This window comes from Alsobacter sp. (assembly GCF_059501845.1).
In genome coordinates this window covers 92647-117695 of record NZ_JCACDK010000018.1, presented here as the reverse complement: position 1 = coordinate 117695, position 25049 = coordinate 92647, and the positions used below count along the sequence as shown (strand labels likewise).

Annotated in this window: 24 protein-coding genes and 1 tRNA gene; 16 read left to right on the top strand and 9 right to left on the bottom strand. The window is 70.2% G+C overall.

Translation table 11 applies throughout. The features are described from left to right. Positions 1-218 precede the first annotated feature (218 nt). Together AC5JCN_RS15460 and AC5JCN_RS15455 are read left to right on the top strand one after the other, a co-directional pair. Positions 219-1274, top strand: coding sequence for a zinc-dependent alcohol dehydrogenase (locus AC5JCN_RS15460; protein WP_495755971.1), 1056 nt, complete (start codon positions 219-221; stop codon positions 1272-1274). Positions 1275-1288: 14 nt separating this feature from the next. Further along, positions 1289-1840: an SIS domain-containing protein gene (locus AC5JCN_RS15455; RefSeq protein WP_495755970.1), complete on the top strand. Its 552-nt coding sequence runs from the start codon at positions 1289-1291 to the stop codon at positions 1838-1840. Positions 1841-1849: 9 nt separating this feature from the next. On the opposite strand, the gene AC5JCN_RS15450 is transcribed toward AC5JCN_RS15455, so the two are convergent. Then, the gene (locus tag AC5JCN_RS15450) at positions 1850-2029 is read right to left on the bottom strand and encodes a DUF1328 domain-containing protein (RefSeq protein ID WP_495755969.1); all 180 of its coding nucleotides are present in this window, start codon (positions 2027-2029) and stop codon (positions 1850-1852) included. Between the two features lie 125 nt (positions 2030-2154). After that, entirely contained in the window at positions 2155-2358 is a 204-nt protein-coding gene (locus AC5JCN_RS15445) for a hypothetical protein (protein ID WP_495755968.1), read from the bottom strand. A 228-nt stretch (positions 2359-2586) separates the two neighbouring features. Between AC5JCN_RS15445 and AC5JCN_RS15440 the strand changes: the two genes are divergently transcribed. Then, complete coding sequence (locus AC5JCN_RS15440) at positions 2587-3150, top strand: sigma-70 family RNA polymerase sigma factor (RefSeq protein WP_495755967.1); 564 nt, start codon at positions 2587-2589, stop codon at positions 3148-3150. After that, positions 3147-3779 carry an NrsF family protein gene (locus AC5JCN_RS15435; protein WP_495755966.1) on the top strand — a complete coding sequence of 211 codons (633 nt, stop codon included), beginning with the start codon at positions 3147-3149 and terminating at the stop codon, positions 3777-3779. Before AC5JCN_RS15440 ends, AC5JCN_RS15435 begins: the two co-directional genes overlap by 4 nt. Before the next feature lie 19 nt (positions 3780-3798). On the opposite strand, the gene AC5JCN_RS15430 is transcribed toward AC5JCN_RS15435, so the two are convergent. Next, positions 3799-4572 carry an SDR family NAD(P)-dependent oxidoreductase gene (locus AC5JCN_RS15430; protein WP_495755965.1) on the bottom strand — a complete coding sequence of 258 codons (774 nt, stop codon included), beginning with the start codon at positions 4570-4572 and terminating at the stop codon, positions 3799-3801. 174 nt (positions 4573-4746) lie between these two features. Between AC5JCN_RS15430 and AC5JCN_RS15425 the strand changes: the two genes are divergently transcribed. Further along, complete coding sequence (locus AC5JCN_RS15425; RefSeq protein ID WP_495755964.1) at positions 4747-6114, top strand: putative bifunctional diguanylate cyclase/phosphodiesterase; 1368 nt, start codon at positions 4747-4749, stop codon at positions 6112-6114. A 17-nt stretch (positions 6115-6131) separates the two neighbouring features. Here AC5JCN_RS15425 and AC5JCN_RS15420 read toward each other — a convergent pair. Next, positions 6132-6208 (bottom strand) — tRNA-Arg (locus tag AC5JCN_RS15420). Between the two features lie 19 nt (positions 6209-6227). Between AC5JCN_RS15420 and AC5JCN_RS15415 the strand changes: the two genes are divergently transcribed. Both AC5JCN_RS15415 and AC5JCN_RS15410 read left to right on the top strand, forming a co-directional pair. After that, a complete protein-coding gene (locus AC5JCN_RS15415) occupies positions 6228-7040 on the top strand; it encodes a hypothetical protein (protein WP_495755963.1) in 813 nt (270 codons plus the stop codon). A gap of 29 nt (positions 7041-7069) precedes the next feature. Further along, entirely contained in the window at positions 7070-8560 is a 1491-nt protein-coding gene (locus AC5JCN_RS15410; protein WP_495755962.1) for a M48 family metalloprotease, read from the top strand. 7 nt (positions 8561-8567) lie between these two features. Here the strand turns inward: AC5JCN_RS15410 and AC5JCN_RS15405 are convergent, their stop codons facing one another. Next, a complete protein-coding gene (locus tag AC5JCN_RS15405) occupies positions 8568-9443 on the bottom strand; it encodes an RNA polymerase factor sigma-32 (RefSeq protein WP_495755961.1) in 876 nt (291 codons plus the stop codon). A 123-nt stretch (positions 9444-9566) separates the two neighbouring features. On the opposite strand from AC5JCN_RS15405, the gene AC5JCN_RS15400 reads away from it, so the two are divergent. Further along, entirely contained in the window at positions 9567-10424 is an 858-nt protein-coding gene (locus AC5JCN_RS15400) for a dienelactone hydrolase family protein (RefSeq protein ID WP_495755960.1), read from the top strand. A 58-nt stretch (positions 10425-10482) separates the two neighbouring features. Here AC5JCN_RS15400 and AC5JCN_RS15395 read toward each other — a convergent pair whose 3' ends face one another. Beyond that, on the bottom strand, positions 10483-11775 hold the full coding sequence (locus AC5JCN_RS15395) for an HlyC/CorC family transporter (RefSeq protein ID WP_495757660.1): 1293 nt from the start codon (positions 11773-11775) through the stop codon (positions 10483-10485). Positions 11776-11789: 14 nt separating this feature from the next. Beyond that, positions 11790-13544, bottom strand: coding sequence for a 3-dehydroquinate synthase (aroB, locus tag AC5JCN_RS15390; protein ID WP_495755959.1), 1755 nt, complete (start codon positions 13542-13544; stop codon positions 11790-11792). Positions 13545-13757: 213 nt separating this feature from the next. Between aroB and AC5JCN_RS15385 the strand changes: the two genes are divergently transcribed. The 3 genes from AC5JCN_RS15385 (at position 13758) to AC5JCN_RS15375 (ending at position 15640) form a co-directional block, all read left to right on the top strand. Next, a complete protein-coding gene (locus AC5JCN_RS15385) occupies positions 13758-13901 on the top strand; it encodes a histidine kinase (RefSeq protein WP_495755958.1) in 144 nt (47 codons plus the stop codon). Next, the gene (locus AC5JCN_RS15380) at positions 13898-14872 is read left to right on the top strand and encodes a site-specific tyrosine recombinase XerD (RefSeq protein WP_495755957.1); all 975 of its coding nucleotides are present in this window, start codon (positions 13898-13900) and stop codon (positions 14870-14872) included. The genes AC5JCN_RS15385 and AC5JCN_RS15380 overlap by 4 nt, the downstream gene beginning before the upstream one ends. 111 nt (positions 14873-14983) lie before the next feature. Then, the gene (locus AC5JCN_RS15375; protein ID WP_495755956.1) at positions 14984-15640 is read left to right on the top strand and encodes a hypothetical protein; all 657 of its coding nucleotides are present in this window, start codon (positions 14984-14986) and stop codon (positions 15638-15640) included. A 31-nt stretch (positions 15641-15671) separates the two neighbouring features. Here AC5JCN_RS15375 and AC5JCN_RS15370 read toward each other — a convergent pair whose 3' ends face one another. Beyond that, positions 15672-16076 carry a hypothetical protein gene (locus AC5JCN_RS15370; protein WP_495755955.1) on the bottom strand — a complete coding sequence of 135 codons (405 nt, stop codon included), beginning with the start codon at positions 16074-16076 and terminating at the stop codon, positions 15672-15674. 309 nt (positions 16077-16385) lie between these two features. Here AC5JCN_RS15370 and AC5JCN_RS15365 point away from each other — a divergent pair, with 309 nt between their 5' ends. Beyond that, positions 16386-16583, top strand: a complete 198-nt coding sequence (locus tag AC5JCN_RS15365; protein ID WP_495755954.1) for a hypothetical protein — start codon at positions 16386-16388, stop codon at positions 16581-16583. Here the strand turns inward: AC5JCN_RS15365 and AC5JCN_RS15360 are convergent. Continuing rightward, positions 16580-17173 carry an HXXEE domain-containing protein gene (locus AC5JCN_RS15360; RefSeq protein WP_495755953.1) on the bottom strand — a complete coding sequence of 198 codons (594 nt, stop codon included), beginning with the start codon at positions 17171-17173 and terminating at the stop codon, positions 16580-16582. The genes AC5JCN_RS15365 and AC5JCN_RS15360 overlap by 4 nt on opposite strands. A 451-nt stretch (positions 17174-17624) precedes the next feature. On the opposite strand from AC5JCN_RS15360, the gene AC5JCN_RS15355 reads away from it, so the two are divergent. The 4 genes from AC5JCN_RS15355 to AC5JCN_RS15340 are packed head-to-tail and all read left to right on the top strand — an operon-like array spanning position 17625 to position 24947. Continuing rightward, positions 17625-21011: an AAA family ATPase gene (locus tag AC5JCN_RS15355; protein WP_495755952.1), complete on the top strand. Its 3387-nt coding sequence runs from the start codon at positions 17625-17627 to the stop codon at positions 21009-21011. Next, positions 21008-22261, top strand: coding sequence for a YcaO-like family protein (locus AC5JCN_RS15350; RefSeq protein ID WP_495755951.1), 1254 nt, complete (start codon positions 21008-21010; stop codon positions 22259-22261). Before AC5JCN_RS15355 ends, AC5JCN_RS15350 begins: the two co-directional genes overlap by 4 nt. Further along, entirely contained in the window at positions 22258-23556 is a 1299-nt protein-coding gene (locus AC5JCN_RS15345; RefSeq protein ID WP_495755950.1) for a TfuA-like protein, read from the top strand. The genes AC5JCN_RS15350 and AC5JCN_RS15345 overlap by 4 nt, the downstream gene beginning before the upstream one ends. Beyond that, positions 23553-24947 (top strand): gluzincin family metallopeptidase, encoded by a 1395-nt coding sequence (locus tag AC5JCN_RS15340; protein WP_495755949.1) that lies wholly within the window; start codon positions 23553-23555, stop codon positions 24945-24947. Before AC5JCN_RS15345 ends, AC5JCN_RS15340 begins: the two co-directional genes overlap by 4 nt. The last annotated feature ends 102 nt before the right edge of the window (positions 24948-25049 follow it).

Here is a 25049-nt window from a genome sequence, read left to right as displayed (position 1 = left end):
CGATCGGGGGCCGGCGCCAGGGCGCCTTTCGAAGCCGTTCAGCAAGGCACATGCCATCCGGCAGGACGAGGAGGCAGCTTATGCGTCACCGCCTTAAGCAATGTCCACACGGAAGACTCCTGATGCGCGGGGCGCAGGCGAAGACGCAGACGCTGCGACTGCGCTAGTCTGCCCTGCACTGCACATCCGCGCGGGATTCCGCGCCGAGGAGGGTTCGAATGTCCCGCGCGCTTTTCCTGCACAGTGCCCACGATGCGCGGCTCGCGCCGTTCAACTTGCGCGAGGGGAAGCCGGGAGAGGTCCTGCTGGACGTCGCCGCGGTCGGGCTCTGCGGTAGCGATTTGCACTACTACAAGGATGGCGGGATCGGCTCCCTGCAGCAGATCCGCCAGCCCTTCGTTCCCGGCCATGAGTTCGCGGGCTGGCTCACGCAGGACGTCCCCGGGCTGGGGCTGGCGCGCGGGACGCTGGTCGCGGTCGACCCCAACGGTGCCTGCAATCGTTGCGAATGGTGCCATCAAGGCTACTTCAACCTCTGTCCCAATGTCCGCTTCATGGGAGCGCCACCGAACGACGGGGCGATGACGGGACGCATATGGGTGCCCGAGGGGCAGCTCGTGCCCGTGCCGGAGGGCACCACGCCGCTGGAGGCGGCGATGCTCGAGCCCCTGGGAGTGGCGGTCCACGCGGTCGATCTCGCCAAACCGCGCCTGCTGGAGACTGTGACGCTTCTCGGAGCCGGGCCGATCGGCCTCCTGATCCTGCAGGTGCTGCACGCGGCCGGAGCGGGGGCGGTCCATGTGGTCGAGCCGCAGGAACACCGGCGCGCCATGGCACTGTCGCACGGCGCGGCCCTCGCCTGCGCCGACCTCACCGGGCTGAAGGACGCGCAGGCCGCGGCCGGGCTCGACGTGCTCGGGGCCAAGCTCGTGGTCGAGGCGACCAATTCGCCCGAAGGCTTCCGTGACGCGGTTCTCGCGGCCCGCATCGGCGGCAGGGTGCTGCTCGTCGGCATTCCCGACGGCGATATCTACACGCTGCCTGCAGCCGAGGCGCGCAGGCGGGCGCTGAAAGTGAAGTTCGCCCGGCGTATGGGGGAGGTCTACCCCCGGGCCATCGCACTGGTGCGCGAGGGGCGGGTGGACGTAGGCTCCATGGTGACGCGCCGCGTCGGCCTCGATCAGGCCCCGGCGCTGTTTCGTGAGCACGCCGAGAACGCCCCGGGTCTGGTCAAGAGCATGATCTTCCCGAACGGCGGCGAGAGCGGGCCCTGACAGGGAGGAAAGCAATGACCACGATCTACCGTCGCGCCCTCGACGAGATGGGCGCCGTCTTCGACCGGCTGGACGAGGCTGGCGTCGACCGCGCCGTGGAGGCCATCGCCGGGGCACGGCGCATCGCGCTCTACGGTTGCGGCCGCGAGGGGCTGCAGCTGAAGGGTTTTTGCATGCGCATGTTCCATCTCGGCCTGCGGGTCGCGATGGTGGGCGACATGACGACGTTCGCCGTGGGGCCGGGCGACATGCTGATCGTCTCGGCGGGACCCGGCGCGCTGCCGACGGCGGAAGCCCTGCTGCAGGTGGCTCGTGATGCCGGCGCAAGGACCATGCTGGTCACAGCACAGCCTCAGGGCCGGGCGGCGAAGCTCGCCGACGTGGTGCTCGTCATCCCGGCGCAGACGATGGCAGACGACCGCGGTCCCGGCCTGTCCGTCCTGCCAATGGGCTCTCTGTTCGAGGGCTGCCAGTACGTGCTGTTCGAGGTGATGATCCTGAAGCTGCGCGATCGCCTCGGGGTGACACCCGAGGCGATGCGCGCCAATCACACCAATCTCGAATGAGCCGCCGCCTCAGGGAACCCTGGCGGAGCGGCCCCTGACCATGCCCGCGACCAGCGAGATCACGAACAGGACGATGGCAACGTAGAAGATGATCTTGGCGATACCCGCCGCCGCGACGGCGATTCCGCCGAAGCCGAGCACCGCCGCGATCAGGGCGATGACGAGAAATGCGATGGCCCAGCTCAGCATGTGACCTACTCCCCGGGGCCGCACCGCGTGGCCCGCTTCGGCCAGACAACCGGCGCGGCAAGGCTTGGTTCCACGCCAGCGCTCACGCCGAGGCTGTCGGCAGGCCGGGGAAGCCGGCGAACTGGTCAGGAGAGGAAGATCGGAACCTCTTCGCCGGCGAGGTGCGGCTCGGGCAGTTCCATCCAGGCATGCGGCTCCATGACGAGGCGCTTGCCGGCGTCGTCGGTCCAGTTCGTGCCGACGCGGCGGGCGATGAGGACGAGCCCGGCGGGGTCGCTGACGAGGAGCCTCGTCGCGGGAGGCGAGGTTTCGATCGGCTGCCATTGCACGGAGGTTCGCTCCCTCGCCTGTGCGGACGCGGCGGGAGTGCCCCGCCTTGCGTGCAAGAGATTGCGTAGATTACGCGCGGGAGCTTGCGCATCCAATGCGTAACAGAAGGTTGACGGCATCCCTCGCATCGTCGGCGACCTTTCGGGCATGCTAAGGTCGCGCCGGATTCGCACGTCTGCGCGACCCATGTAACGCCACCGCCTCACCGCGCGAAGAGACTCAACTGGATGTCGAACGGCGACGAGCGCGAAAGGGCCTGGGCTGTGTGGATGGCGGCGGCGCTCGACGGGGATGAAGCGGCATACCGGCGCTTCCTGGAGTCGGTGACGCCCGTGCTGCGCGCCGGTGCCCGGCGCTCCCTCGCCCGCAGCCGCGCCCCGGCCGGCGATGCCGAGGACATCGTGCAGGAGACCCTCCTCGCCATCCACCTCAAGCGGGCGACGTGGCGGCGGGGCGAGCCGATCGGGCCGTGGATCGCGGCCATCGCACGCTACAAGTACGTCGACGTCATACGCCGCCAGAGCCGCCGCGCCGAGGTGCCGATCGACGACATGTTCGATCTGATCCCGGATGCCTCCGATCCCGAGGAGGAACTGGGTCGGCGCCAGGCCGAGCAGCTGGTCGGCTCCATCAAGGGACGTCAGGGTGACGTCGTGCGGTCGGTGACCGTCGAGGGCGTCGGCATTCGGGACACGGCCAAGCGCTTCGGCATGACGGAAGGCGCCGTGCGCGTCGCGCTGCATCGCGGCCTGAAGGCGCTGGCCGCACTCTACAGGGAGGGCGAGGAGTGAAGACCGACGCTCTCATCGCCGCGCTCGCACACGACACAAGGGGGGCCGGGCCGCCCCCGGGCCGGGCCATCGGCTTGGCGCTGGCCGGCGGCGCGATCGTGGGACTGGCCGTCTTCATGATGATGCTCGGGCCCCGGCACGACCTGCCGTCCGCCATGCACAGCCTGCGCTTCCAGCTCAAGTTCGTCGTCACGGCGGCCGCCTTCCTGGCCGGGCTGGTGCTTGCCCTGCAGCTCTCCCGTCCCGGACGGAGAGCGACGCCCGCCATGCTGCTGCCGCTCTTCGGCATCGTCGCGGCGACCGTGCTCTGGGAGGCCGTGACGGTGCCGCAGTCGCAGTGGGCGGCGCGGCTGGTCGGCGTGAACGCGGCCATCTGTGTCGCCAGCATTCCCGTCATCGCGCTGGCACCGCTCGCCGCCGTCCTGCTTGCCATGCGGTCCGCCGCGCCCACGCGGCCGGCACGCGCGGGGGCGGCTGCCGGGTTGCTCGCGGGCGCCGTCGCCGCGACCTTCTATGGCTCGCACTGCCCGGACGATTCGCCCTTTTTCGTCGCGGTCTGGTACACGCTCGGGATCGGCATCGTCGTCGTGGCCGGCACGCTCCTGGGGCGGCGCCTGCTTCGCTGGTAGTGCGGGGTCTCCCGCCGCTCTAGAGCATCAGCTGGCCGCCATTGACGTGCAGCGTCGTCCCCGTGACGTAGCTCGCCCACTTGCTGAGCAGGAACACGGTGGGGAGGGCAACCTCAACCGGATCAGCCACCCGGCCCATCGGGATCTGCCGCGTGAAGTTGGCGATGTCCTCGGTGCTCATGCCGCTGCGGAACATGGCCGTGTCGGCCGCGCCGGGCGCCACCGCGTTCACCGTGACGTTGGACGGCGCTCCGATCCTCGCCAGCGACTTGACGAGTGCCGTGACGGCGGCCTTGGTCATGGCATAGGGGATCGAGCCGAAGTAGCCGCCCGTGAAGGCGCCCTGGCTGGTGAAGAGCACGATGCGCCCCTCTTCCCGTGCCTGCATGTGCGCCAGCGCGGCGCGCGCGAGATAGAACGCGCCGACCTGGTTGACGGCGATCTGGCGCTCCATGTCCTCGACCGAGGTCTCCTCCAGCGGACGGCGCAGCAGCAGCCCGGCGCAGTTCACGAGGCCGAAGAGGGGTACTCCGGGCGTCGCGTGGCGCCGCAGCAACTCCTCCGAGGCGGACTGCTCGCTGAGGTCCAGCCGCTCCACGGCGTGGCTCCCGGCGCACGCCGCCACAGTTTCCGTGCAGTCGTCGCGGTCCGCGAGGACGAGTTGCGCCCCGGCCCGCGAAAGCTGGACGGCCGTGGCCTGCCCGATGCCGCGCGCCGCGCCCACGACGAGCACGCGCCGCCCTTCGAGGCCCAGGCCTGCCAGGTTTCCTGATGCCGGCTGTCCCGTTTCCATGTCGTCCTCCCGCCCGCGGCGCGCCGGCCAGGTTCCGGCGCGCGCCGACGGACTCGGCTGCATTGGCCCTGCCCCGTCAAGTCGCCGGATGGCCGGACGGGTCCGCTGCCGCATTCAGGGAAAGGATACGAGTTCGCGCGACACTCGCGGACCTGACCATCCAGCGCCCAGGCCGTGCACATCGACCCGCTCCCCTCCGATCCGACAGACCCGATTCGCATCGTCGTCGGCCGGACAGACCACGTCACCTTCCTGCCGAACCGCCTTGCATTCCTGGACCACGCCCGGTCGCGGGCGGCGGGAACGCCGCTCGTTCTCGTGACGCTGGCCGACGCCCGCCACTACAACGAGATCCTGCGGGCGCTCGGGCACCAGTTCGCCGATGATTTCGTGCGGGCGGGTAAATCCGCGCTCGCGGAACTGCTGCCGCCCGGCCTGCAGCTCTTCCACGTCAGCGTGCTCAGCTTCGCTCTGATCCCGCCCTCGATGGACGAGGCCGAGCGCCTCGCCGCTGCCGCCGTGCAGCGCTTCTCCCGCCCGCTCGAGTGCGACGGCCTGCCCGTCATCACCAAGGCAGGGGTGGGGATCGCCGAGCTGGAGCCGGCCCGCCATGCCGCCGCCGAGACGTTGCGTTCCGCCCTGTCGGCGGCCCAGCACAGCCGCTCGCTGTCGCGCGGCTGGGCCCATTACGACCGCCGCTCGGACGAGGCGCACCAGCGTGCCTTCGGGCTGCTGCAGGATCTGCGCTCCGCGCTGGACACCCCGGGCGAGCTGAGCCTCGCCTTCCAGCCCCGCCTCGCCATGGACACGCTGCGGTGCGCGGGCGCCGAGGTGCTGCTGCGCTGGACGCATCCGCGGCTCGGCCCGATCAGCCCCGCCGAGTTCATTCCGCTCGCCGAGGCGACGGCGCTGATGGGGCCGCTGACGCACTGGGTGCTGGACGCAGCGTTGCGGCAGGGCGCCGAGTGGCGCCGCGCCGGGCGCGACCTGAAGCTGTCCGTCAACGTCTCGCAGAACAACCTGCGCGAGCCCGACTTCGTCGAGCGCCTCGCCCGCACCATGGCGCGCCACGGCGCCGACCCGGCCTCGCTGGAAGTGGAGCTCACGGAGGGCGCCATGGCCTCAGGCGACGCGCAGGCGGTGGACAGCCTGTCGGCCCTGCGCGACTGCGGCATCACCCTCGCCATCGACGATTTCGGCACGGGGTACAGCAACATGCAGTACCTCACGCGCCTGCCGGCACAGGTGCTGAAGCTCGACCGATCCTTTGTCCAGCCGCTCGGCACGGACGAGCGCCAGACCCGGCTCGCCCGCTCCATCGTCTCCCTCGCGCACGGCCTGGGCTACAGCGTGGTGGCCGAGGGGATCGAGACCGAGGAGGCCCGCGCGCTGCTGGCCCGCTGGGGCTGCGAGGAAGGCCAGGGCTACCTCTTCTCCCGCCCGCTGCCGCCGAAGGTCTTCGCCGAATGGCTGGCGGCCGTGACGCCGAAGAATGGCGCGCCGGCGGCTGCCACGACGTTCGCGGCCGGACAGAGAGCCTAGGCCCTATGCGGGAGAGATGGCGGTCCCGGGAAGACTCGAACTTCCGACCTTCGGTTTAGGAAACCGCTGCTCTATCCTGCTGAGCTACGGAACCGCGCGTGCGGGGAAATAGCATGCTGTTGGGTCCCGATCCAGAGGCTGGGGTGGCCCGGATTGCGTTGAACATCGTGTCTGGTGTCTGCCTCGCGTGCTGTTTTGCGGCGCTGGCCGGGCCGGGCGTGACGGTATGGGCGGGCGAGGCTCAGCCGGCGGGTATCCCGGATGGCTGCTATCGCGGGGCGCTCGCTTCCGCACCGACCGGAGTGCTTTCAGCCGAGGGCGACGTCACTCTGTCCGACGGTACCCGTGCCCGGATCGCCGGGCTGGCTCACGCCTCCGTCGACCGCGAGGCCCTCGCTGTACTGCTGCAGGGCGGCTCTCCGCAGGCGCGCTCCGCCGGCCGTGCGGACCGCTGGAGCCGCTTCCCCGTCGAGATCGTGGCCGGCGGGTCGCATGTCGCGGCGGCCCTCCTCGCCAGCGGCGCTGCGGCAGTGCGGCCGGGGGAATTGCCTGCCGCCTGCACCCGGTCACTCCTCGCCATCGAGGATGCGGCGCGACGCGCCGGACGCGGGCGCTGGGCCGGCGGAGTGCTCGACGCGGCGGACGGCAAAGCGGTCGCCGCACAGGAGGGGCGTTTCATCGTGGCGGAAGGGCGGGTTACCGGCATCGGGCGCACGGCCAGCCGCTTCTACCTCAACTTCGGCGCCATCCGCGGGGAAAGCTTCTCCGTCAGCGTTCCGACGCGTGCCTTGCAGAAATTCGAGGCATCGGGCATGAGGTTGGTGACGCTCGAGGGCCGCAGAATACGGGTCCGGGGCGTCGTTGTCGGGCAAGGGGGTCCCCGCGTCGAAGTGGCGCTCCCCGAAGAGATCGAGCGTCTCGATTAGGGGTCGCCTTGGGCGGGACGGAAGTGAGCGTGTCGGTGCAGGCAGGGCATTCCGCAGGGCGGTGGCTGCGGCGGCTCGCGGCAGGGTTCGCCCTGCTGGTCGTGGCCGGCTGTACCGCCGACCGCATGGGCATCCCCTCGGCACCCCAGCAGGTGCCGCTGCCTCCCGCGGTGCCGCGCACCACGGGCCAGGATACGGGCGGCTCGCGCGAGCATCGCAAGCTCGTGTCCATGTTCGGCGGCGACTACAAGGCGCCCCAGGCCGAGAAGATGCTGAACGAGGTGGTCGCGCGCGTGGCGCTGGCCAGCGACAGGCCGGACCAGACCTACAAGGTCACCATCCTCAACTCTCCCGTCGTCAACGCCTTCGCGCTGCAGAGCGGCAATCTCTACGTCACGCGCGGGCTGCTGGCGCTCGCCAACGACACGGCGGAGATCGCCGCCGTGATGGCGCACGAGATCGCCCACGTCACCGCGAGCCACGCCACCCAGCGGGCCGAGCTTGAGCGGCGGTCGGAGATCGTCAGCCGCGTGGTGGCCGAGGTGCTCGACGACCCCGTGGCGGGCGCGGCCGTGCAGGTGAAGAGCCAGTTCTCGCTGGCCAGTTTCTCGCGCGCCCAGGAGCTGGAAGCCGACGAGATCGGCGTGCGGACCATCGCCAAGGCGGGCTACGATCCCTATGGGGCGGCCCGCTTCCTCGCCTCGCTGGGCCGCCAGTCTGCCATGCGCGCCACGCTGCTCGGCGACAAGCCGGGTCAGCAGAACATGAACTTCCTGTCGACGCACCCCTCGACGCCGGAGCGCGTATCCAAGGCGCTGATGGCGGCGCGCCAGATTGCCGGGCCCGGCATCGGCGAGAGTGACCGCTCGAAATACCTCACCGCCATCGACGGCATCGCCTTCGGTGACGACCCCAGCGAAGGCATGGTGCGGGGCCAGCGCTTCGTGCACCCGCAGCTCGGCTTCACCTTCACGGCGCCGAACGGCTTCGTGCTGGAGAACTCCGCCAGCGCCGTCGTGGGCGTGACGCCCGGCGGGGCGCAGGCGCTGCGCTTCGACAGCGTCAAGCTGCCCTCCGGATCGACGCTCGCATCGTACCTCAAGGCGGGCTGGATCGAGGGCGTCGAGACGGGTGACGTCGAGGAGATCACGGTGAATGGCCTGCCGGCCGTCACCGCGTTGGCCAAGGGCGAGGAGTGGACGTTCCGCATGGCGGCGGTGCAGTCGGGCTCGGCGACCTACCGCTTCATCTTCGCCACCAAGGCGATGACGCCGGAGACGGACAAGGCGATGCTCCAGAGCATCCAGAGCTTCCGCGTGCTGACGCCGGAGGAAGCGGAGAGCGTCCGGCCGCTGCGCATCGTCGTCGTCACCGCCAAGGCGGGCGAGGGAGCGGATGCCTTGGCCGCCCGCATGGCGAGCGTCGGAGACAGGCCGGCCGAGCGCTTCCAGGTGCTCAACGGCCTCGACCGCTCCGCGCCCGTCAAGTCGGGCGGGCTCTACAAGATCGTCGTGGAGTAGACCCGCTTCAGGAGACGAGCGCGATTGCCGCGTCGGGATGGCGCTCGATCAGGGCGCGCTTCAGCTTCTCGATGGCGCGGCTCTCGATCTGGCGTACGCGCTCCTTGGAGATGCCGAGCCCCTCGCCGAGAGCCTCCAGCGTCGCCGTCTCTTCCGATAGGCGGCGGGCGCGCAGGATCTTGAGTTCGCGGTCAGAGAGAACGGTCAGGGCAGAGCGGAGCCACTTCACCCTGCGCTCGGAGTCGATGGCCTCGCCCACAGTCTCGTCGGGCAGGGGCGCGGCATCGACGAGGAAATCCATCCGCTCCGAAGAGCCGCCCTGGTCGCTCTCCACCAGCGGGGCGTTGAGCGACATGTCGGAGCCAGAGAGGCGCGCTTCCATGAGCGCCACGTCGGAACGCGACACGCCGACCGCCGTGGCGATTTCCTGGTGGATGTCGAAGCGGGCGTCGGCAGCCGCTGTCTGGGCAAGGCGGGCGCGCAGGCGGCGCAGGTTGAAGAACAGCGCCTTCTGCGCAGAGCTCGTTCCGCCGCGCACGATCGACCAGTTGCGCAGGATGTAGTCCTGGATGGAGGCACGGATCCACCACGTCGCATAGGTGGAGAAGCGCACTTCCCTTTCCGGCTCGAATCGCGCTCCGGCTTCGAGGAGGCCGACATGGCCCTCCTGGATCAGGTCCGCCATGGGCAGGCCGTAATGCCGGAACCGCGCGGCGATGGCGATCACGAGCCGCATGTGCGCGCTCGCGAGCTTGTGAAGGGCGACCTGGTCGCGCTTTTCCTTCCACTGGACGGCGAGCTCATGCTCCGCCTCGCGCGTCAGGAAAGGCGCATCCATCGCGGCCTTCACGAATGTCCGGCGCATGCCCGCAACTTCGCCCATGACCGTCTCCTTGACGATTTCAATCCGCTTACGCACCGGCCCGTCCCGCGGATCACGGCTGCCCTTGACGGCAGCCGGATCGCCCCGATCTCCGCTCCTGGAGAAAACTCGGGAGGACCGCCCTTGGCATTGGACCAGCGCATCATCGACCTGTTCGACGAATACACGCACCGGCCGCTGCCCCGCCGGGCCTTCCTGGAAAGGCTGACCGCGCTGGCGGGTGGGCCCGCCGCGGCTGCGGCGGCCCTCGCGGTCCTGGAACCGAACTACGCCCGCGCGGCGCTGGTTCCACCGGACGATCCCGCGCTCGCCACCGGGCGGCTGGCCGAAAGCGTCGATGGGGTGAAGCTGGCGGGCTACTGGGCCCGGCCAAAGGCGGAGGGACGCTATCCCGGCGTGCTCGTCATCCACGAGAACCGGGGGCTCAATGCGCACATCGAGGACGTGGCGCGTCGGTTCGCCGCACGCGGATTCCTGGCCCTCGCCGTCGATTTCCTGACGCCGCTGGGTGGAACCCCCCGGGACGCCGACAAAGCGCGCGAGATGATCGGCAAGCTCGGCGGCGAGGATGTCGTCACCCAGGCCAGGGCCGCGGACGCATGGCTGCGCCAGACCGGGAACGGCAAGGTCGGGGCCGTGGGATTCTGCTGGGGCGGCGGCATGGTCAATGTGCTGGCCGCGCGCGATCCCGGGCTCAACGCCGCGGTCGTGTTCTACGGCGTGTCGCCGCCGTCCGATGCCGTCGCGAACATCCGTGCACCCCTGCTGCTGCACTATGCCGGCCTGGACCAGCGCGTGAATGCCGGGATACCCGCCTACGAAGCCGCCCTGAAGGCGGCCGGCAAGTCCTACACGCTGCACATGTACGAGGGCGTCAACCACGCCTTCCACAATGACACCAGCGCGGAGCGCTACGACAGGGCCGCGGCGACGTTGGCGTTCGACCGTACGGTGGCGTTTCTGAAGGAGAAGCTGGGTTAGCCGGGGCCGCCGGGTTGTCCCGCCTGACGGGCGAGTACCTGCCAGGGCGCCCCCGCCGTCATCCTCCCGGCGCGGGCAGCCGTGGCACCGGCGTGACCTTGACCGCGGTGATGCGGTTGCGGGACTTGCGCAGCACCTTGAAGCGGAAGCCGTAGAAGGTGAAGACCTGCCCGGCTTCGGGAATCATCTGCGCCTCGTGGATGACGAGGCCTGCGACCGTGGTGGCCTCCTCGTCGGGCAGCGTCCAGTCCATGGCCCGGTTGAGGTCGCGCACGGGCACGGAACCGTCGACGTTCACCGAGCCGTCGGCCAGCGGGCGGACGCCTTGCACGCTGAGGTCGTGCTCGTCCTTGATGTCGCCAACGATCTCCTCGAGGATGTCCTCGAGCGTCACCAGCCCCATCACCTCGCCATACTCGTCGACGACGAGGGCAAAGTGCGTCTTGCGCGACAGGAAGGCCTTTAGCTGGTCGGTCAGCGACGTCGTGTCCGGCACGAACCAGGGCGCGTTGGCGATGGCGCGCACGTCGAGGCCGGAGGCGTTGCCCTGGGCGGCGTCGAGAGCCCGCAGCAGGTCCTTGGCGTGGAGAACGCCGATGATGTTGTCGGGCCGATCCGACCAGAGCGGCAGGCGGGTGTAGGGCGAGGACAAGACCTCGCGCACGATCTCGTCGGACGGTGCGTCGGCCGAAATGGTCCGCATCTTGGTGCGATGGACCATCACGTCCGACACTTCGAGTTCGTCGAGGTCTATGAGGCCGCCGAACATGCGGCGGGCATCCTTCTGCACGCCGCCTTCGCGGTGCAGCAGGTCCACTGTCCCCCGCAACTCGTCGCTGGCCGACAGCACCGCCGTGCCTTCGCCGATGCGGATGCCGAACAGCCGGAGAGCAAGGCGGACGAAGGCTTCGATGGCCATGGTGAGCGGCCCGAGGAAGGCCACCACCCAAGACACCGGCCGGGCGAGCGCCAGTGCAGCGCGGTCGGGCGTGTTGATGGCCGCCGTCTTCGGCAGCACCTCGGCGAAGACGATGACGAGGACCGACATGGCCACCGTCGCGTAGACGACGCCCTCCGGCCCGAACAGCTCGACGAGCACGGAGGTGGTGAAGGCGGAAGCGCCGATGTTGACGACGTTGTTGCCGATCAGCATGGCGCCGATCAGCCGTTCGCGGGCGAGCAGCAGGCGGTTGACGATCTTCGCCCGCGCGTCGCCGGCGGTCTCCAGCGCCGTCATGCGGGCCCGCGAGGCTGCCGTGAGCGCCGTCTCCGAGCCCGAGAAAAAGGCGGAGAGCGCGAGGCACCCGATCACGATGACGAGCGCGATCCAGGGGCTGGTGTGGACGTCCAGGCCTTCCATGGCGGTCAGCCCTTCTCCGGGCCGAGTTCGGCGTCGAGGAAGCCGGCCACGTCGCCGGCCGCGACACCCTTGGCGATGAAGCTCTGGCCGATGCCGCGCGCCAGGATGAAGGTGAGCTGGCCGCGCACGACCTTCTTGTCCTGCCCCATGGCGTCGAGCACCGCGTCCGTGCCGGCGTCCCACCCCGGTATGTCCCGGATGCGGGTGGGCAGGCCGACGGTGCGGAGATGGTTTTCCACCCGCGACGCGTCCTGTCCCGAGGCAAGGCCGAGGCGCACCGAGAAGCGGAAGGCGCAGGCGAGCCCGATGGCGACGGCCTCGCCATGGACGAGGCGCGAACCGTCGTAGCGGGTGATGCGCTCGAAGGCGTGCGCGAAGGTGTGGCCGAGATTGAGCAGGGCGCGGTCGCCCGTCTCCTTCTCGTCCTTCACCACGAGCGCGGCCTTGGCGGCGCAACTCGTGCGGATGGCGTGGATGCGCTCCGGCCCGCCGGAGAAGACGGCGCGGTGGTTCTCCTCCAGCCAGCCGAAGAAGGGCGCGTCGTCGATGAGGCCGTACTTGGCCACCTCGGCGTATCCGGCGCGGAACTCGCGCGGGGAGAGCGTGTCGAGCACGCCCGCATCGGCCAGCACCAGCACGGGCTGATGAAAGGCGCCGACGAGGTTCTTGCCGTGACTGGAATTGATGCCGGTCTTGCCGCCGACCGAGGAATCGACCTGCGCCAGCAGTGTCGTCGGCACCTGCACGAAGCGCACGCCGCGCCGCACGATGGATGCCGCGAATCCGGCGAGGTCGCCCACCACGCCGCCGCCGAGCGCCACGACGAGGTCACCGCGCTCGATGCGTGCCGCGAGGATGCCGTCGCACACCTCCTGCAGGACGGGCCACGACTTCGATGCCTCGCCGGGCGGCACGACGATTGCGGTCGAGCGCAGGCCTGCCGCTTCGAGGCTTTCTTCGAGCGTGGCGAGGTGGTGCCGGGCTACCGTCTCGTCGGTGACGATGGCGCAGGCTGCCCCGGGCGCGATCGCGGCGATGGCCTCGCCCGCCCGGCCGATCAGTCCTCGTCCGATAAGGATGTCGTAGGCGTATCCTGGCAGCGGAACATGGACAGTCTCGTGCGCGGAATGGGCCACGGGCTCGGTCGGCATGGCGCTGGTGTCTCCGGTGGTCTCCTTGCCGTCCGCCAGGCGCGGCGTTGCGTCGGGCAGGAGGAGCGCGTGCAGGCGGTGCAGGATGTCGCTGACGACGACGTCGTGGGGTACGTCGCGGGAATGCACGGTCAGGTCGGCCGTTCCATACACCGGGTAACGCTCGGTCATCAGGCGGCGCAGCGTTCCCTCGGGGTCGGGATTGGCGAGCAGCGGCCGGTTCGACCGCTTCCGGACCCGGCGCATGAGCACGTCGAAGTCGGCCTTGAGCCAGACCGAGACGGCCGAACCGGCGATCCGCTCGCGCGTCTCCGGGCTCATGAAGGCGCCGCCGCCGGTGGCCAGCACGCGCGGTCCCTCGGCCAGCAGGCGCGCGATCACGCGGCGCTCACCGTCGCGGAACTCCGCCTCGCCACGCGTCGCGAAAATCTCGGGGATGGTCATCCCCGCGGCTTCCTCGATCTCGGTATCGGCGTCGGCGAACGGAATGCCCAGGCGCAACGCAAGCCGGCGCCCGACCGAGCTCTTGCCGGCGCCCATCATGCCGACGAGCACGACCGATCGCCCGCCCAGCGCCTGCCTGAGGCGCGTCACGTCGGTCTCTCGCATGGGGTCCGGCCCGTCCTTCCCTGCGCCGGTCGGCGTGCCGCCCGGCTCCAGCCGGCCTAGTAGCACGAGATTGGCGGGGCTTTCACCCGTCCTGTGGCGGCGCCATCTCCTGATACAGGGAGAAGCCTGGTTGCAACGCCTGCGCCGTGCTCGTCTTGCCAAGCCCCGGGCCACATGGTGCATAGTGGGTACGCCCTCCAGAACGAGTCGTCCGTGCCCGTCATCCTGCGTTTTCTGATCGTGGTCGCGCTGATTGGCGGCTGCATCTATGGAGGGATGCTGGCGCTCGTCTTCTTCTATGAGCCGCAGCCGCGGGAGATCACGGTGACGATTCCCTCGTCCAAGCTGCCGCGATGAGCGCCGGGCGGGCCAAGGCAGCGAAGCCACGGGCGTCGGCGCGCGATCCCGTGGGAGCCTTCCTCGCGATGATGTCGGCCGAGCGCGGGGCGGCCCGCAACACGCTCGATGCCTATGAGCGCGACCTGGAGGACTACCGCGAGCGCCTGGAATCGCGCGGCCTCGACGTGCTCGGGGCGACTGCGGAGGACATTCGCGGGTTTCTCGCAGACCTCTCGGCGCGTGGGCTGAAGACGAGCTCGGCGGCCCGCCGGCTCTCGGCCGTACGCCAGCTGCACAAGTTCCTCTATTCGGAATCGTGGCGTCCGGACGATCCCACGGTTGCGCTCAGCGGCCCCAAGCGCGGGCGGCCCCTGCCCAAGATCCTGTCGATTGCCGAAGTCGACCGGCTTCTGGCCGTCGCTGCGGAGGGCATTGAGGACGCCGCGCGGCCCATTGGGGAACGCATGCGCGCTGCGCGGCTCACGGCCCTGCTGGAGGCGCTCTACGCCACCGGGCTGCGCGTCTCGGAACTGGTGGCGCTGCCGTCTTCCGCCGCGCGGCTTCGCGACCAGATCCTGGTGGTCCGCGGCAAGGGCAACAAGGAGCGGCTCGTGCCGCTGACCGACCGTTGCAAACAGGCCTTCGCCCTCTACCTCGGCCTGAGGGAGCAGGCCGGGCTCGGCGCGACCGGCCCGTGGCTGTTTCCGGCCGACAGTGCATCCGGCCACATGACCCGGCAGTTCTTCGCCCGCGAGCTCAAGGCCTGCGCGGGCGCGGCCGGGATCCGCGGCGACCGGGTGAGCCCGCACGTGCTGCGCCACGCATTTGCCAGCCATCTCCTGCACAACGGCGCCGACCTGCGAGTCGTGCAGCAGCTGCTGGGCCATGCCGACATCTCGACCACGCAGATCTACACCCATGTCGTGGGGGATCGCCTGAAGGGGCTGGTGCGCGACCTGCATCCGCTCGGCGACGAGGATCAGGATTGAAGGCGCAAACGCGGCCGGAAAAGAGTGCCTGCGTGTTTCAAGCCGTTTTCGCGCCATATTGAAGCCTCAACGCCGCAGGAGACCTGTCACGGTTCCGCGGAGATGGTCGCAATGACGATGAAGGGGCTGGCGAAGTCGATTGCGGGGATGTTCCCCAAGGCTTTGGGCCAGATCGCGAGTTCTGTTGTGGCCGGCGTCTGCATTGCCATGGCGACGAACTGGCTGCTGCGGACCGAAACACCGCCCCCCGCCGCGCAGGCGCAGCCGGTCTTCGTGGTCGAGCGGGTTGCGCCGCTTGCCGAAACGGCGCTCGCCGCCGGTGCGATCCGGCGTCCCGAAATGCCGCTCTTCCTGTCGGTCGGATCGCCGCCCTTACCGGCCCCGGTGGTGACGGCGGAGACCCCCGCCGTGCAGCCGGCGCATGCGCGGGCCGAGACCGAGGCCATCGCGCGGCTGCCGCAGGCACAGATCCCGGAAATGCGGCGCGAGATCGAGGTCGCTCCCCTCCCGCCGCTCCCGGCGGAGCCGGTGACGGCCGCGCATGTGCAGGCCGTTCCTGCCCCGGCCAGCGCGCCCGTGGACGTGGCTTCGGCGGCCAGGGCTCAGGACCCCGGCTTCCTCGGCAAGCATCTTCCGGTTGCGCAGCGCGGCATCGATCTCGTCCAGGGCGAGACGGCCGCGATCGTCTCGGTCATCACCTCGACACTGCCGTTCGGCACGCCCCAGGCGAAAGCCGGCGACGACCCCGCCGCCTCGCAGCTCTACTGAGGAGGGCCCGGGCCCTCCCTGTCGTGGCCCGTTACTCCGCCGGAGCGGGTGCGACGGCGCCGATACGGCTGCGGTCGCCGCGGAAGACGAGCCAGCCGAACAGCACCATGTCGGCCACGAGGACGATCGAGGCGATGGCGGCGAAGGGGTCGGCAGCCGGGTGGCCGGAATGGATCAGCCCGACTGCCACGGCCAGCACGATGGTGGCGATGCACCAGACGAAGATCTGCACGAAGGCCTTGCGGCTGTTCTCCAGCGCGGGATGCAGACGGTAGTAGATGCCGAACAGGAACAGGGACACCCAGCCGAGCAGGTTGAGATGCGCATGGGCGGGCAGGGTGCTGTGGTCGCCCGAGGCGGCCATGACGATACCCCAGATCATGCCGGCCAGGACGAACAGCACTGCAGCCTGGAAGCTCAGAGACGACGCTTTCATATTGTCCTCCCCGTCGCGCCGGCGTCGGCCGGCAGCGACGTATTGATTGTGCGCGAGGCGCACTCCTTCGTAATCCGATTCAGGCGGGAGCCTGTGCGCCTGCACACGACGCTGGCGGTCTCCGGCCAGGTCAGTCCTGGGCCGGCCGACATCAACTCACCCCTTGCGGAAATCAGCAATGGCGGACTGGCCTGCCGTGGCCGCGGTTAAAATTCGACAGAAAGCGTTAACCAATTCGAAACCCTGTTGATGCGCCAATGGTGTCGCCTTGGCACGATCAAAACGTGATCCTGCTCCGGAGATCGGTTCGTGCGCCTCGTCCGGCATTCTCCTCCTTACGTCGCTGAACTCGGCCGGGCATGGCGCATCGTCGTGCCGATCGCCGGCAAGCTCAGCCCACGCGTCATGAGCCACGCCTTCCCGGACCGTGCCGCCGCAACGGCCTTCCTCGCCAGCCAGGAAGGGCAGGCGCAGGTCGAGCAGGAGCGCGTCAGGCCCGCCTTCTAGGGAGCCGCGGGAGCGGTTGACGGTGACGCGAGGCGCCTGCGCACATGCAGCACGATGGCGGCGTGAACCGCGATCGCGACGGCAAGCCCGATCGCATGCATGCCCGGCGTCGCAGCGGGCCCCAGCCCGCGCCACGCGGCGATGCCGAGCGGCAGGAACACGATGATCGCCGTCAGCATGCCGGGGTTGTAGCAGCGCAGGGCAACTCCCTGGCCGACGTGCAGCACGGCGTTGACGAGGACGAGGTAGACGGCGATCGCTCCGAGCCCGGGATCGAGCGTGCGGACCGCTACAACCACCAGGGCCATCAGCAGCCATACTCCGGCGATGTTGATGACGAAGACGTCGCGCAGCGTCAGTGCCTCGCGCCCGTGGCCGATGCGATCATTGACGAAACGCCGGAAACGGTCGGCGTCGTGCTCCTCGTACTGGTGCAGCATGTAGGCGGGAAGGAGAGCCAGGACGAGCACGTCGCGCATCGGCCACCCTGCCGTCAGCACGGGCATCAGCAGCAGGAGCATGCAACCAGCCAGCGAGCCGCCATACACCCATGAGGCGTAAAGCCGCTCAAGTCTGCTTTCGAGTCCCATGGTCACCTCCGGCGGGCATCGCACGCACTTTGCCGGAAAGTCCTCAACCGCTGATTTCGCAAAACCCGGAAGGCAAGGCGCCCGTGCGTCCCGCGGGCAGCGTTCCCGAAATCATGGCACGCAGGCCGCAATTGGGCGACCCCACCATTCAAACAGCCCGGAAATGGCAGAGGAATGAACCCACTTCGGCCCGCTTGCCCGAAATCTGCGCGTGACGGAAGTTCGCTTCCGGATGATACTGATCAAGTCGTGTCAGTCGCACCTGCACGGCCCAGGCCGGGGCGGTGCCACACCAGGCGTCGTTCCGGCCGCCCGTGCGGACTGCACGGCTTGCAAGCAGCAACCGGCGGTACGAAACCCGACATACCGCCGATTGTGGCTTTGGTTGCGCAGCTTTCGTCGCGTGATACATCTCCAACTCACGTATCGCGCGAATGGATGATCCTCGCCGATGTCATCCCTGTCGGACTGGCTGAACCGCGTCGGACTGTCTGAACTCGAGCCCGTCTTCCTGGCTCAGCAGATCGACCTCGACGTCGTGGTCCAGCTGACCGAAGCCGACATGCGCGAGCTCGGCCTGAATATCGGCCAGCGCAAGCGCCTCCGGCTCGCCATCGCCGACCTCGCCTCCTTCACCGAACTGTCGCGCCCGCCGGTCCCAGAGAGTGCCGTGCACGGGGCTGAACGCCGTCATCTGACAGTGATGTTCTGCGATCTCGTCGGCTCGTCCGCCCTGTCCGAGCAGCTGGAGACGGAGGACTACCTCAAGGTGCTGCAGGCCTATCGTGCGTTTTGCGTCCAGACCGTCAACCGGTTCGAGGGCTTCGTCGCAAGCTTCAGCGGTGACGGCATCCTCTGCTATTTCGGCTATCCGCTCGCGCACGAGAACGACGCCGAGCGGGCCGTCCGCGCTGCGCTGGCCATCGCGGGCGGCGTGAGGCTGCTGCGCACGGCTGCGCCGGCGCCGATCCAGGTCCGGGTCGGCCTGACGACAGGCACGGTCATCATCGGGGACGGGTCCGGCCAGGGGTGGCCCGGCGGGCAGGACATCGTCGGAGCCGCTCCCAACCTGGCTGCGCGCATCCAGGCCGTCGCCGAGCCCGGCGAGGTGCTGGTGGCCGAGAGCACCTACCGGCTCGTCCGCAGCGTCTTCGTCTGCGATCCCCGCGGCGCCCGGACGGTGAAAGGCTTCGTCGCGCCCACGTCGTTGTGGCGAGTCGTCACGGAAAAGCGCGTCGGCCCGCGCCTGCGGGCGCGGCGGGGCCGGAGACGAGCCCCGATGGTCGACCGCGTGGCCGAGCTGGCGGAACTGCGGGCGCGCTGGGAGCGCTGCCTGACGGGCGGGGGGGCAGGCGTCGTCGTCATAGGCGAGGCAGGCATCGGCAAGTCGCGGCTGGTCGAACATTTCACCGACCAGCTCGGCGAGACGCCCGCGTTCGTGCACCGCTTCGTCGCGGACTCCTTCTCCGCCAGCACTCCCCTGGCGCCGCTCGTCGAGATGCTGACCCGCGCGGCGATGATCCGCCCCGCCGACGACGCCGCGACGCGCCGGCGGAAGCTGGAACGCATCGTCCTCGGCGACGAGGGGTCGCGGGCCAGGGGCCTGCCGGTGATGGCCGACCTCCTTTCCATCACCCGGCTCGGCGAGGAGGCGGCGCTGAGCGCGACGCAGGTGCGGGAGCGGACCTTCGCCTTCCTCGTCGAACAGGCGCACCGCGCGGCCGAGGTCGGCCCCGTCCTGCTGCTCGTCGAGGATCTGCACTGGCTCGACCCCACCTCCCTGGAGCTGCTCGAGCAGATGATCGCCAGGCTCGACGGGCACCGAATCATGCTCGTCCTGACCTGCCGCGACAGCGAGCAGACCGAGTGGATCACCCGCTCCGGCCTGGCCACCATCCGGCTGGAGCGGCTCGGCCTGGAAGATTCCCGGACGCTGATCCAGACCGTGCTGGGCGACCGCCTCCTCGATCCCGTGTTCGAGGCGCAGATCGTCAGCAAGACCGACGGCAATCCCCTGTTTCTCGAGGAGTTCACCAGCAGCGTCGCCGACAACGCGGAGCGGGTCGACAGCTCCGGCCGGTCCGGCGCGGCCGGGTTGCCGGTCGTGCCGTCCAACCTGCAGGAACTGCTCGTCGCCCGGCTCGACCAGGCCGGGGAGCACAAGGCGCTGGCCCAGGTCGGCTCCGTCATCGGCCGCTCTTTCCTGCGCCCTCTGCTCGACACCGTGGCGGCGGGGATGGTGGCCGACATCGAGGCGGGGCTGGCCGGCCTCGTCGATGCCGGGCTGATCTACGAGGAGATCACCGGCGTCCAGAGGGCCTACCATTTCAAGCACGCGCTGGTGCAGGACGCCGCCTACGGCACGCTGGTGCGCGAGGACCGCGCCCGCCTGCATGCCCGCACGGCCGAGGCGCTGGAGGCTCTGCAGCCCAATGCGCGGCGCGAGCAGCCCGAGCTGCTCGCCCATCATCTGGCGGCGGCCGGCAAGGTGGCCGAGGCCGTGCCGTGCTGGATTGCGGCGGCCGAGAAGAGCCTGCAGCGCTCGTCGCTGCAGGAGGCGGTGGCCCAGCTCCGGGGCTGCCTCGACCTCCTCGCCACGCTGCCGGCGACGACGCGCCACCTGGAGCAGCGGCTCAAGGTGCTCGTGCTGCTGGGACCGGCGCTGATCTCGCTGAAGGGGCCGGGCTCCGCCGAAGTCGAGGAAGTCTACACCAGCGCCTACGAAACCAGTCTGCGCCTGCCGGAGTCGCGCAGCCACTTCCCGGTCTACTGGGGCTGGTGGCGCATGTCGCGGGACTACAACGACAAGACGCGGCGCTACCTTGCCTTGCTGGAGCGGGCGGAGGGCCGCGGCGACCCCGAGATGATGCTGCAGGCCCACCACTGCGCCTGGGGCAGCACGTTCGGGCTCGGACGATTCGACGAGTGCTGCGGCCATATCCACCAGGGGCTGGCCATCTACGAGGCCGGCGATTACCGCCAGCACGCCACGCTTTACGGCAACCACGATGCCAAGGTGTGCGGGCACGGCGAACTGGCTCTCGTGCACTGGCTGCGCGGCGAGCCGGAACGGGCGCTGCGCGAGGAGCGCAAGGCCATGGCGTGGGCCAACGAGATCGCGCATGACGGCTCGTTCAGCCACTTCATCGACATCGCCGTGATGCACAGCACCTACCGCCGTGATCTCACTGCCGTACGCGAGCGGGCGACGACGATGCTGGAGCTTGCGGAGGAGAAGGGCTTCGCAGACCATCTCTCCAAGGGCCGCATCTTCCTCGGCTGGGCGATGGCCCATGCGGGGGAGGCTCCGGCCGGGCTGGAGCTGCTGCGGGCCGGGCTGGCGCGCCAGCTCGACAGCGGAACGGTGGAGGACCTGCCTGTCTACTATTCCCTGCTGGCCGAGGTTCTGCAGAAGACCGGCCATCTCGACAGCGCCCTGGAGGAGCTGCGCACCGTGCACGAGATCTGCGACCGGGCCGGCCTCAAGATCTGGCTGCCCGATGTCAGGCGCCGGATGGGAGAGCTGATGCAGATGCTCGATCCGCGCTCCCGCGAAGCGGCCGGCGTGCTGCGCGAGAGCCTCGCGGAGGCGGAGGCGCAGGGCGCCCGGGCGCTCGCGGTCCGCAGCGCGCTGTCGCTGGCGCGCCACCTCGCCAGGGCAGGAGCGCGGGAACAGGCCGCCGCTGTCATCGCGCCGTATCTCTCGGGCACGCCGGAGTGGCTGCGCAAGGGCGACGTTGCCGCCGCGCGCGCCTTCCACGAGGCGCTCGGTCGCGGCACGCGCGAGATCGGCTCCGACCCCACCCTCGCGGCATGGCTGGGCGGCGTGTCGGCATGAGCGCCGGGGCGGCGCTCCCGGCGTGGCAGGCCGCGCCCGAGAGCGGCTGCCGCAAGCGCTACACCAGCGGCACCCATCGCGCCTGCACGCCCGAGGAGACGCTGCAGCGCTTCCTTCCGCTGGCCTCCCGCATGGGAATCACCCGCGTCGGCATGATCACGGGGCTCGACACGATCGGCATCCCGGTGGCCTTTGCCGCGCGCCCGATGTCGCGCTCGATCAGCGTCTCGCAAGGCAAGGGGGCGACGGTGGCGGCGGCGAAAGTCTCCGCCTTCATGGAAGCCGCCGAGACCTTCCACGCCGAGACGATCCTGCATCCCTGCCGGCTGGCGCGGGCCGCCGAACTCGCCGCGGCGGGTCACGACCCCGTCTGGCAGGGCTGGCCCCTGGCCCCCGGTGCCGCGTTCGACGCGCATACTCCTGTGCCGTGGATCGCGGCCGACGGCCTCGACGGCGGCCCCGGCGCCTTCGTCCCGCTGGAGATCGTCTCGACCGACTACACCGCCGCCGCGGCCGCCCGGATGGGCCGTCACTTCGAGACCAATACCAACGGGCTGGCCTCCGGCAACACGCTGCAGGAGGCCGTGAACCACGCGCTCTGCGAGCTGGTCGAGCGCGACGCAGTCGCGCTGTGGCGCCTGCGGGAGGGGCATCGCGAGGCCGCCATCGATCCCGGCACGATCGAGGATCCGCACTGCCGCTGGATGCTCGAGCGCTTCGCCGCGGCCAAAATTGATGTACGCCTCTGGGACGCCACCTCCGACATCGGCGTCCCCGCCTTCGTCTGCCTGCTGGCCGACGGCGCTGCATCCGACACGGACCCCGAGATCGGCGCCGGCTGCCATCCCAGCCCCGCAGTGGCGGCGGCGCGTGCGCTCGCCGAGGCAGCGCAGGCGCGCACCACGTGGATCGCCGGTGCCCGGGACGACTTCGACCCCTCCCTCTACGCTCCCAGCGCCCGGCGCTCGCGCGCGGCGGCGAGCCGCGTCTGGCTGCAGGCACCGTGCCGGGCCGACGCCCGGGCCCGTCCGGACATGGCCACGCCGACGCTCGAGGGCGACTTCGCCGCGCTGCTCTCGCGCCTGAACGGCGCCGGATTTCCACGAATTCTGGCCGTCGACCTGACGCGGCCGGACTGGGGGCTGCACGTGGCGCGGGTCCTGGTTCCCGGCCTTGAGGGGCCAGGCACGGGCGAGGCAGGCCGGCCGCTCTCGGCACGGGCCCGCGCGGCGCGGGGAAGGGCGGCATGAGCGTGCTTCTTTTCGCCGGCCCGACGCTGCCGCCCGGAGAGGCGGGTAATCTCGATGGCATCGAGATGCTGCCGCCCGTGGCCCAGGGGGACCTCTACCGGGCGGTGCGGCAGTTCCGGCCCAGGGCGGTGGGCATCGTCGACGGCTACTTCCACCAGCAGCCCTCCGTCTGGCACAAGGAGATGCTCTGGACGCTGGCACAGGGGATCCCGGTCTATGGAGCCGCCAGCATGGGCGCGCTGCGCGCCGCGGAGCTCGACGCCTTCGGCATGATCGGGGTCGGCCGGATCTACCAGGCCTACCGGGACGGGCATTACCCGCCCTACCACGAACCGTTCGAGAACGACGACGAGGTCGCCGTCCTGCACGGGCCGCCCGAGACAGGCTATCTCCGCCTCAGCGAGGCTCTGGTGGATCTCCGCCAGGGGCTCGCGGAGGCCGCGGAGGCCGGCATCATCGACCAAGCGACGCGTGACCGCCTGGCCGCCGCGGCGGCAACGCTGCCCTATGGCGAGCGCACCATCGACGCGCTCTGCGCCCTGATCGACGGCGAGCCGGCGGGGGCACTCCGCTCATGGTGGGATGAAGCCGCCGTGTCGCAAAAGCGCCGCGACGCGCTCGCGCTCGTCGGCCGCCTGCAGGCGATCGTGTCCGGCGAGGAGCGGCCGGTTCCGGCCTCTCCGGTGTTTCACGGGTCGAGCGTCTGGGACCTCTTCGTGGCCGCCGAGGAGACCCGACTGGCGGATGCACTGTCGGATGACGAGGCGCTGGTGGTCGACGACCTCCGGCTCGACCCGCCCCGCTGGGCCGCCCTGGCCCGGGAGGCCGGGCGCATGCCGCATCCGAGCGGAGACACCGGCATGCGCGCCGCCTTCGAGGCCTGGCGTACGGCCCACGGGCTCGGGTCCCGACCCGCGCTGGCAGGCTGGATGGCCGAGAACGGGCTGGACGACACTGCCCTCACCGCCCTGTTCCGCCGCGCCGCTGACCGGGGCGGAGCCGGCGCCACGCCGGCCGGCGCGCGGGACGTGGTCGATCATCTGATCCTGACCGGACGTTTTCCCGCGGCCCTGCGCGAGGCGCGGCGACGGCGTGAGCGGCTCGATGCGCTCAGCCCGGCGCGGCGCCCCGCCGACATGCGCGCGCTCGCCGAGCGCTACGGGCTGTCCGGCCCGGATTTCGCACGCGAACCGCTCCAGGCCACGGCTGCGCGGCTGGGCTATCCCGACATCGACGCGTTCGAGGACGCCCTCTGGCGCAGGCACCTGCTCGACAGTGCGGGAGAGACGCCATGAGACGCGCGGCAAGACGCGGCACGCTGTTCGCCCTCTACCCGCAGGCCGACGGGTCCTACCCCGAGCCCGAGCTGGTCGAGGTGTCCTCCCCCGCCGGCAGCCTCGGGCCGGGGCCCACCGATGGCTGGCTCACCGTGGTCGACGCCATCGGCAAGCCGCCCTACGATCCGCCGCTCGACGTGCCGCCCTGGCGGGGCCCGGTACGTCCGCCCGCTCTGCCGGATGCGCAGGGCGACTTCGCCTCGATCCCGCCGGGCACGCCGGAGTTCGACCAGCAGCATCTCTTCGGCTGCATGCGCCTGGCACTCGACGTGTGGGAGATCTATCTCGGCCGGCCCGTGCCGGTGCACCGGCTCGGCCTGAACGACCGCTTCGAGCTGATCCCGCATCTCGACTGGCAGAACGCGCAGTCCGGCTTCGGTTTCCTGGAGACCGGCGCCAAGGTGAACGACCTCGGCGAACTCAGCCGCTTCTGCCTGAACCTCGACGTCGTCGCGCACGAGACGGGCCACATGGTGCTCTTCGCCGAGCTGGGCGCTCCCGCGCCGGGCCAGCTCACTTCCGAATTCCTCGCCTTCCACGAGTCGTTCTCGGATCTCACGGCGATGCTGACATCGCTCCGGCTGGATGGGGTCGTGCGGCGCGTGCTGCACCGGACCGGAGGCAATCTCTACGTCCTCAACGAAATGAGCCGGATCGGCGAGCTGTCGGGGACGCAGCAGATCCGCGTCGCCGACAACGAGACCCGCATGGCCGACCTCGCCGGGCTGACTGTCGGGCCGGACGGGGAGTGGATCGATCCCGCCGGGGAGGACCGCAACGCCCACGACCTCGCCCAGCCCTTCACGGGCGCCATGTTCGATTTCCTCGTCGACGTCTATCAGGACCGGCTGGTGGCGCGCGGCCTCATCAACGACGTGCTGGACGCGCGCGGCTGGAGCCGCGAGGCGATGGCAGCCTCGCTTGCAGAGCTCGCTGCCGCCTTCGCGGCCCGGTTCGAGCTGTTTCACGGCGAATTCCGTGCTGCCCTGCTGGAGGCCCGGGACGTCGTCGGCGAAACGCTCGCCGGGCTCGTGCAGCGCCTAGACCCGGACGGGTTCACATTCGACGCGGCGGGCGAGGTGCTGATCGACGTGGTCGCAGCGCGTTTCCCACAGCACTATGCGCAGATGATGCGGGATGATCTCGACTGGCGCGGCATCGTGCCGGAGCGGATGCGGCAGCGGGCCCCCGCTGCCCCGATTCGCTACACCCCCCGGCGCGCCTTCGCGCTGCAGGTGGCGGACGCCGCGCAGGTGTGCTGCGGGGTCCGGCACGGGTTTCTCGACCATGAACGCGCCACCGGCGTGGGCCAGATGATCCGCCGCGGCCACCGTGCGCCGGAATCGTGAAGCAGTGTGCGGTGCGCCGGCTTGTCATTAAGACAAAAGTAGCTGAGTCTTAACAAGTTCGGGTTATGCCGGCGCAGGAATCACCGCCGGATCAGGCCACAG

Bases quoted from the DNA above. Each gene is read 5' to 3' on its own strand.
- AC5JCN_RS15340 (WP_495755949.1), top strand. From the start codon at position 23,553: ATGAGACGCGCGGCAAGACGCGGCACGCTGTTCGCCCTCTACCCGCAG.
- AC5JCN_RS15405 (WP_495755961.1), bottom strand. From the start codon at position 9,443: ATGGGCGAAGTTGCGGGCATGCGCCGGACATTCGTGAAGGCCGCGATG.
- AC5JCN_RS15345 (WP_495755950.1), top strand. From the start codon at position 22,258: ATGAGCGTGCTTCTTTTCGCCGGCCCGACGCTGCCGCCCGGAGAGGCG.
- AC5JCN_RS15355 (WP_495755952.1), top strand. From the start codon at position 17,625: ATGTCATCCCTGTCGGACTGGCTGAACCGCGTCGGACTGTCTGAACTC.
- AC5JCN_RS15460 (WP_495755971.1), top strand. From the start codon at position 219: ATGTCCCGCGCGCTTTTCCTGCACAGTGCCCACGATGCGCGGCTCGCG.
- aroB (WP_495755959.1), bottom strand. From the start codon at position 13,544: ATGCGAGAGACCGACGTGACGCGCCTCAGGCAGGCGCTGGGCGGGCGA.
- AC5JCN_RS15455 (WP_495755970.1), top strand. From the start codon at position 1,289: ATGACCACGATCTACCGTCGCGCCCTCGACGAGATGGGCGCCGTCTTC.
- AC5JCN_RS15430 (WP_495755965.1), bottom strand. From the start codon at position 4,572: ATGGAAACGGGACAGCCGGCATCAGGAAACCTGGCAGGCCTGGGCCTC.
- AC5JCN_RS15350 (WP_495755951.1), top strand. From the start codon at position 21,008: ATGAGCGCCGGGGCGGCGCTCCCGGCGTGGCAGGCCGCGCCCGAGAGC.
- AC5JCN_RS15450 (WP_495755969.1), bottom strand. From the start codon at position 2,029: ATGCTGAGCTGGGCCATCGCATTTCTCGTCATCGCCCTGATCGCGGCG.
- AC5JCN_RS15375 (WP_495755956.1), top strand. From the start codon at position 14,984: ATGACGATGAAGGGGCTGGCGAAGTCGATTGCGGGGATGTTCCCCAAG.
- AC5JCN_RS15380 (WP_495755957.1), top strand. From the start codon at position 13,898: ATGAGCGCCGGGCGGGCCAAGGCAGCGAAGCCACGGGCGTCGGCGCGC.
- AC5JCN_RS15440 (WP_495755967.1), top strand. From the start codon at position 2,587: ATGTCGAACGGCGACGAGCGCGAAAGGGCCTGGGCTGTGTGGATGGCG.
- AC5JCN_RS15415 (WP_495755963.1), top strand. From the start codon at position 6,228: ATGCTGTTGGGTCCCGATCCAGAGGCTGGGGTGGCCCGGATTGCGTTG.
- AC5JCN_RS15360 (WP_495755953.1), bottom strand. From the start codon at position 17,173: ATGGGACTCGAAAGCAGACTTGAGCGGCTTTACGCCTCATGGGTGTAT.
- AC5JCN_RS15370 (WP_495755955.1), bottom strand. From the start codon at position 16,076: ATGAAAGCGTCGTCTCTGAGCTTCCAGGCTGCAGTGCTGTTCGTCCTG.